The organism is Agromyces sp. P1_H4, assembly GCF_056405255.1.
Map to the genome: position 1 here is coordinate 1 of NZ_JBFUCL010000184.1, position 7,520 is coordinate 7,520.

The 7,520-nt window shown below is 71.7% G+C and carries 7 protein-coding genes; 5 read left to right on the top strand and 2 right to left on the bottom strand.

What is annotated here, in order from left to right:
• Together AC1DY2_RS11960 and pepN are read right to left on the bottom strand one after the other, a co-directional pair.
• Nucleotides 1–147: ATP-binding cassette domain-containing protein (locus AC1DY2_RS11960; protein ID WP_476762636.1), on the bottom strand; the 147-nt coding region annotated here is incomplete at its 3' end.
• 117 nt (nt 148–264) lie between these two features.
• On the bottom strand, nt 265–2,814 hold the full coding sequence (gene pepN / locus AC1DY2_RS11965) for an aminopeptidase N (protein ID WP_476762631.1): 2,550 nt from the start codon (nt 2,812–2,814) through the stop codon (nt 265–267).
• A gap of 156 nt (nt 2,815–2,970) precedes the next feature.
• Here pepN and AC1DY2_RS11970 point away from each other — a divergent pair, with 156 nt between their 5' ends.
• From AC1DY2_RS11970 to AC1DY2_RS11990, 5 genes are all read left to right on the top strand, one after another.
• Nucleotides 2,971–3,963, top strand: a complete 993-nt coding sequence (locus AC1DY2_RS11970; protein ID WP_476762632.1) for a DUF2332 domain-containing protein — start codon at nt 2,971–2,973, stop codon at nt 3,961–3,963.
• Between the two features lie 10 nt (nt 3,964–3,973).
• Nucleotides 3,974–4,513, top strand: a complete 540-nt coding sequence (locus AC1DY2_RS11975; RefSeq protein ID WP_476762633.1) for a ribose-5-phosphate isomerase — start codon at nt 3,974–3,976, stop codon at nt 4,511–4,513.
• Between the two features lie 8 nt (nt 4,514–4,521).
• On the top strand, nt 4,522–5,541 hold the full coding sequence (locus AC1DY2_RS11980) for an Fpg/Nei family DNA glycosylase (RefSeq protein ID WP_476762634.1): 1,020 nt from the start codon (nt 4,522–4,524) through the stop codon (nt 5,539–5,541).
• Between the two features lie 9 nt (nt 5,542–5,550).
• Complete coding sequence (locus AC1DY2_RS11985; RefSeq protein WP_476762635.1) at nt 5,551–6,195, top strand: FMN-binding negative transcriptional regulator; 645 nt, start codon at nt 5,551–5,553, stop codon at nt 6,193–6,195.
• 5 nt (nt 6,196–6,200) lie between these two features.
• On the top strand, nt 6,201–7,520 hold a 1,320-nt coding region (locus AC1DY2_RS11990; protein ID WP_476762637.1), incomplete at its 3' end, for an amidohydrolase.

Below are 7,520 nucleotides of genomic sequence, written 5' to 3' on the forward strand. Positions count from 1 at the left end.
GCCCACCACCATGCGCATCGTGGTCGACTTGCCGGCGCCGTTCGGGCCGAGGAACCCGGTGACGCGGCCCGGGTGGACGGTGAAGTGGAGGTCGTCGACGGCGGTCTTCGCCCCGAATCGCTTGGTGAGTCCTGCTGCAGTGATCATGCCTTCGACGCTACGGATGCCGCGTCGCGCACACATCGGCCCCGGGAACGGTTCCGGGGCGGCGGCAGTGGTACCGGAGTACCACCGCCACCGCCCCGGAAGCCGGAACGTGGAGCGCTACGCGTCCTGCGCGTCACGCTCCTGCGCGACGAGGGCGCGGTCGACGCCGGCGAGGCGCTCGATCACGAGGCGCCGCAGCGCGGGCACGTCGGGGTGCGCGTCGAGCCAGGCGCGGCTCGCGTCGGCGAGCGCGCGGCTCGCGAGCGGCGACGGGTAGAGCCCGTCGACGAGCTTCTCGGCGATCGCGTAGCTGCGCTCTTCCCAGATGCGCTCGAGCATGCCGAAGTACCGCTCCACGAATGCCTCGAGCAGCGCCGGGTCGTTCGCGCGGAGGAAGCCCTCGGCCGTCTCGCGCACCACCGTGTTGGTCGCGGTGTCGACGTCGATGAGCGACGACCACGCGCGCTCCTTGCCCTCGATCGTCTGGATCGCGGCGCGGGCGTGCGCGGCGGACTGCTGTCCGGTGGCCGTGTTGTCGCCGGCGAGGCGCTCGTCGATCTCGGCGTCGCCGGCACGACCGGCGGCCACGAGCGCGATGAGCAGCTCCCAGCCGAGGTCGGTGTCGATCTCGAGGCCGTCGAGCTCGAGCGAGCCGTCGTACAGTGCGGCGAGCTCGTCGACGTGCGAGCCGGCCTCGGCGATCGCGGCGAAGTTCATGACGAACTGGAACTGGGCGTCGCTGCCGCCCTCGGCCTCCTGCGCGAGGCGCCAGAAGCCGTCGGCCAGGGACCGCCGGGCGTCGGCGCGACGCTCGGGCGCGACGTAGGCGCTCGCGGCGAGCACGGCGTTCGCGAGCACGATGCGCAGCGTCGTGGACTCGGTCTCACTGGCGATGTTGCCGAGCACGAGGGCGAGGTAGTCGCTCGCGCGGGTCTCGCCGTCGCGCGTGGCATCCCACACCGAGCTCCAGACCAGGGCGCGCGCGAGCGGGCTCTCGATCTCGGACAGGTTCGCGAGGGCGACGCCGTGCGAGGCCTCGTCGAGGCGGATCTTCGCGTAGGCGAGGTCGTCGTCGTTGAGGAGGACGAGGTCGGGGCGGCGCAGGCCGACCAGCTCCGCGACCTCCGTGCGCTCGCCGTCGACGTCGAGCTCGACGCGGTGGTCGCGCACGAGCTTGCCTTCGCTGAGGTTGTAGAAGCCGATGGCCAGCCGGTGCGGACGGATCGTCGGGTGCTCCTCGGTCGCCGCCTGGAGCACCGCGAACGACGTGATGACGCCGTCGTCGTCGGTCTCGATGGCCGGACGCAGCGTGTTCACCCCGGCCGTCTCGAGCCAGAGCCCGGACCAGTCGGACAGGTCGCGGCCGCTCGCGGTCTCGAGCTCGGCGAGCAGGTCGGCGAGGGTCGTGTTGCCCCAGGCGTGCTTCTGGAAGTAGGCAGAGACGCCCTGGAAGAACGCGTCGACGCCCACCCAGGCCACGAGCTGCTTCAGCACCGAGCCGCCCTTGGCATAGGTGATGCCGTCGAAGTTGACGAGCACGTCCTCGAGGTCGTTGATCGTCGCGACCACCGGGTGGGTCGAGGGCAGCTGGTCCTGGCGGTACGCCCAGCTCTTCTCCATCGAGTTGAACGTCGTCCATGCCTCGGTCCACTCGGTGGCCTCGGCCGTGGCGATGGTCGACGCCCACTCCGCGAAGGACTCGTTGAGCCAGAGGTCGTTCCACCACTTCATGGTGACGAGGTCGCCGAACCACATGTGCGCGAGCTCGTGCAGGATCGTGACGACGCGGCGCTCACGCACGGCATCCGTGACCTTCGACCGGAACACGTAGAACTCGGTGAACGTCACCGCGCCCGCATTTTCCATGGCGCCCGCGTTGTACTCGGGCACGAACAGCTGGTCGTACTTCGCGAACGGGTAGGGCACGCCGAACTTCGCCTCGAAGTACTCGAAGCCCTGCTTGGTCTTCTCGAAGATGTAGTCGGCGTCGAGGAACTGCGAGAGGCTCTTGCGGCTGAAGACGCCGAGCGGGATGGTGCGGCCGTCGGCCGAGGTGAGCTCGTCACGCACGACGGCATACGGGCCGGCGATGAGCGCCGTGATGTAGCTCGAGATGCGGGGGGTGGGCTCGAACGCCCAGGTCTTCGCGCCCTCGTGGGCGTCGACGGGCTCGGGCGTGGGGGAGTTCGACACGACCTCCCAGTGCGCCGGCGCCGTCACCGTGAAGCGGAACGAGGCCTTGAGGTCGGGCTGCTCGAACACGGCGAACATGCGTCGCGAGTCGGGCACCTCGAACTGGGTGTAGAGGTAGGCCTCGTCGTCGACGGGGTCGACGAAGCGGTGCAGGCCCTCGCCCGTGTGCATGTAGCGGCCGTCGGCGACGACCACGAGCTCGTTCTCGGCCGCGAGGCCCGACAGCTCGATGCGCACGCCGTCGCTGACCTCGGCCGGATCGAGCGCGACGCCGTTCAGCGTCACCGAGTGCACCTCGGCCGTGATGGCGTCGATGAACGTCGAAGCCCCCTCGGTCGCGGCGAAGCGCACCGTCGTCTGGCTGCGGAACACCTCCGGACCGGTGGTCACATCGAGCACGACGTCGTAGTCGTGCACGCTGACGAGCGCCGCGCGCTCCTCAGCTTCGATACGGGTGAGGTTCTCTCCGGGCACGTGCGCTCCTTTGCAGTCATCGACGCGGCTCGTGGCCGCAGGCAACGTGTCCCAGCCTAGCCCTGCGGGCCCCCGCCCCCGCAGCCCCTCGTGCGGTCCTCGAGCGCGTGCATTGCGGCGTTGACCCCACCTCGCCCCCCGCCCTACGGTGGCCCCATGGCCGAGAGCACGGATGCCGCGGCATCGACCTCCGAGCGATACCGCGTGTTCGCCGACGTCGAGGCGCGCGGCATGTCGGCGACCTATGAGGCATGGGCTGCCGGCGTCGCCGACGACCCCACCGCGATCGCGCTCATCGACGAGCTCCCGTCGCCGAAGCGCCAGCCGAACCTCGTCTTCTCCGCCGCGCGGTTCCACGGGGCGCCCGTCGGGCCGTACTCCGCCTTTCGCGAGTGGCTCACGGCGAACTGGCCCGCCGTGCGCGAGACGGCCCTCTCCCACGCCACCCAGACGAACGAGGCCGGACGTTGCGCGCTCCAGGTGCCGGCGCTCGCCGCGATCGAGGGGCCGATCGCGCTGCTCGAGGTCGGGGCATCCGCCGGTCTCTGCCTGTATCCCGACCGCTACAGCTACCGCTACTCGGGGCATCCGCAGCTTGACCCTTCCGACGGTCCGAGCCCGGTGGTGCTCGACTGCGAGGTCCGCGGTCCCGTGCCCTTGCCGGTGCCCGACCGGCTGCCCGACGTGGCCTGGCGCGGCGGGATCGACCTCAACCCGCTCGACGTGCGCAGCGCGGAGGATGTCGCGTGGCTCGACGCCCTCGTGTGGCCGGAGCACGACGACCGCCGAAAGCGACTTCGCGCGGCGGCGGCGGTCGCGGCATCCGATCCGCCGCGGATCGTCGCCGGCGACCTCAACGAGCAGCTGGCGGCTCTCGCGGCCGACGTGCCGGCCGAGGCGACCCTTGTCGTGTTCCACACCGCCGTGCTCATGTACCTCGACTCCTCAGGACGGCAGCGGTTCGCCGACCTGGTGCGCGAGCTGCCCGGCCACTGGCTGTCGATCGAGGCGCGGTCGGTCACGCCGGGCATCCGGGTGCGCGACGACGTCGACAACGAGAGCAGCGACCTCGTGCTCGCGCTCGACGGCGTGCAGCTGGCCTGGGCGCAGCCGCACGGGCGCGCCATCCGGTGGATCGCGAATCCCTAGACTTGGCCCCATGCGCATCCACATCGCGACCGACCACGCCGGCCTCGAGTTCAGCCGCACGCTCGTCGATCACCTGACCAACGCCGGTCACGAGGTCGTCGACCACGGCCCCACCGAGTACGACCCGCTCGACGACTACCCCGCGTTCTGCATCAACGCGGCGCAGGCGGTCGCACGCGACCAGGCCGCGGGCGTCCGCACGCTGGGCATCGTGTTCGGCGGATCGGGCAACGGCGAGCAGATCGCCGCGAACAAGGTGCGGGGCATCCGTGCCGCCCTCGTGTGGAGCATGGACACCGCGATGCTCGCCCGCCAGCACAACGACGCGAACGTCATCTCGATCGGCGCGCGTCAGCACACGGTGCAGGAGGCCATCCGCTACATCGACGCGTTCATCGCCGAGCCGTTCTCGGGCGACGAGCGGCACGTGCGCCGCATCGCCCAGCTCGCCGAGTACGAGACGACGGGCGACATCGCCGGCAAGGGCGTCGACCACGACGCCGACGCGGCCCGGGGCGCCGGCGTCGCCGGCTCGGCGAACGAGGCCTAGGGGGTCCGGTGCCCGAGGGACACTCCGTCCACCGCATCACCCGCCAGTTCGAGCGCAACTTCGTCGGGCACGTCGTGCACGCATCGAGCCCGCAGGGCCGCTTCGCCGTGGGCGCAGCCGAGCTCGACGGGCGACGGATGACGGATGCGCGCGCGGTCGGCAAGCAGATGTTCCTCGGCTTCGAGGGCGACGTGTGGCTGCGCGTGCACCTCGGCATATACGGGGCATGGGACTTCGCGGGCGACATCCGCACGGATGCGACGATCGCGTCGGCGAACGGGCGCATGGGGCAGACGAACCAGCGGGGCACCTTCCTCGACGGCCCGAACCCCGATGCCGTGGTGCCCGACGCGGTGGTGTTCGACTCGGCGGGCGAGAACTCGCTCACGTCGATCGGCGCCCCGCGTCGCACCCGGCTGCGCATGTCGGAGTCCGAGAAGGAGGGGAACGGCCTCGAGACCTTCCCGCCCGAGCCGGTGGGCCAGGTGCGCGTGCGCCTGCTGACCGACACGATCTGCGCCGACCTGCGCGGTCCGACGGCGTGCGAGGTGCTCGACCCGGCGCAGGTCGAGCGGGTGGTCGCGAAGCTCGGCCCCGACCCGCTCATCGACGGCGGCCCCGAGGCCGAGGAGCGGTTCACTCGCGCCGTGCGCAAGCGCGCCACCCCGATCGGGCTGCTCCTCATGGACCAGAACGTCGTCGCCGGCATCGGCAACGTGTACCGCGCCGAGTTGCTCTACCGCGCGCGCCAGAACCCGCACACGCCGGGCCGATCCGTGCCAGAGGAGCACGTACGGCACCTCTGGCGCGACTGGACGAAGCTCCTCGCCATCGGCGTGGAGACCGGCCAGATGATGACCATGGACGACCTCGACCCCGAGGCGTGGCGGGCGGCCATGGCGAACCGCGCCGACCGCCACTGGGTGTACAAGCGCGAGGGCCTGCCCTGCCGGGTCTGCGGCACGAACATCGTGCTTGAGGAGATGGCCGGCCGCAAGCTCTACTGGTGCCCCTACTGCCAGGCCTGAGGAGGACCGATGCGACAGAACCCCAGCTTCACCCTCGCGAGTGAGGAGGGCGTCAAGCGCCTCATCCGCGAACACCCGTGGATGACGATCGTCAGCATGACGGATGCCGCGGGCCTCGTCGCCTCGCACTACCCCGTGCTCCTCGACGAGACCGCCTCGGGCATCGTGCTGCTCACCCACGTCGGTCGGCCCGACGAGGTCGTGCACGAGCTCGGACGCCACGAGGTGATGGCCATCGTGCAGGGTCCGCACGGCTACATCTCGCCGGGGTGGTACGACGCGAACCCGGCCGTGCCCACCTGGAACTTCGTCACGGCGCACCTCTACGGCACGCCCGAGGTGCTCGACGCCGACGAGAACCTCCGCGTGCTCGAGGCGCTGGTCGACCACTTCGAGGACCCGATGCCCGGGCCGCGGCGCATGCGCGGCACCGCCGAGAACTCGGCCTACGCCGACCGCATCGCCACCGGCACGGTCGGGTTACGCATCCCGGTCACCCGATTCGTCGCGAAGAACAAGATGAGCCAGAACAAGCCGCCCGAGACGGTCGACCGCATCATCGCCGAGCTCGAGGGCGACGGCCCCTGCGCGAGCCCGGCGCTCGCCGCCGAGATGCGCCGCACGCACGAGGCACTCCGAGCGGCGCGCGCGTGAGCCGCATGCTCCTCGAGGGCGCGCGGCTGCCCGGTGCGCCCGAGGCCGTCGACGTGCTGATCGCCGACGGCGTCGTCGCCGAGGTCGTGCCGCACGGGGCACCGATCGCGGTCGGCAGCGGCGACAGCCCGCGCATCGAGCGCATCCCGCTCGCCGGCCGCTGGATCGTGCCCGGCCTGTACGACCGGCACGTGCACCTCTCCCAGTGGGCGATGGTGTCGCGTCGGCTCGAGCTCACGGGCGTGGAGTCCGCCGCCGCGGCGGTCGAACTCGTCCGCACGGCGATCGATGCCGGCGGGCCCGAGGTGATCGGGTTCGGCTACCGCGACGGGCTGTGGGCGGATGCCACGACGAGCGCCGGGCTCGATGCGGTGTCGGGCGACGTTCCCGTCGTCCTCGTCGCGGCCGACCTCCACGCGTGCTGGATCAACACCGCGGCCGCCCGTCGGCACGGGGTGGAGGTGCCGGGCGACGGCATCCTCCGCGAGGGCGACTGCTTCCGCCTGGTGCGCGAGCTCGACGACGTCGCCGATGACGTGCTCGACGGCTGGGTCGGCGACGCCGCCGCGGCAGCTGCAGCGCGCGGCGTGGTGGGCGTGACCGACTACGAGATGCGGTGGAACCGCGACGACTGGGCACGGCGAGCAGCCGGCGGCGGCTTCCCGCTCCGCGTGGCCTTCGGCGTGTACCCGCAGCACCTCGCACGGGCGATCGATGGCGGCCTGCGCACCGGTGACGCGGTGCCGGGCACCGGCGGCCTCGTCAGCGTGGGCGGTGCGAAGGTCATCACCGACGGCTCGCTGAACACCCGCACCGCCTGGTGCTTCGACCCGTATCCCGGCCTGGAGGGCCACGAGCATCCGTTCGGCATCGCCACCGTGCCGTACCACGAGCTCGTGCCGCACATGAGGCGCGCGCACGAGGGCGGACTCACGCCAGCCGTGCATGCCATCGGCGACCAGGCGAACGCCCGCGTGCTCGACGCGTTCGAGGCCGTCGGATGCCGCGGCTCGGTCGAGCACGCCCAGCTCCTCCGCCACGACGACGTCGCGCGCTTCGCCCRCCTCGGCATCATCGCGAGCGTGCAGCCCGAGCACGCCATGGACGACCGCGACGTCGCCGACCGGTACTGGGCCGGACGCACCGATCGCGCGTTCATGCTCGCCGAGCTGCAGGCGGCGGGCGTCGAGCTCGCCCTCGGCTCCGACGCGCCGGTGGCGCCCCTCGACCCGTGGGTCGCGATCGCCGCGGCCGTCGGCCGGACGCGCGACGGTCGAGAGCCCTGGCATCCCGAGCAGGCGATCGACGTGCGCGCCGCGCTCGCC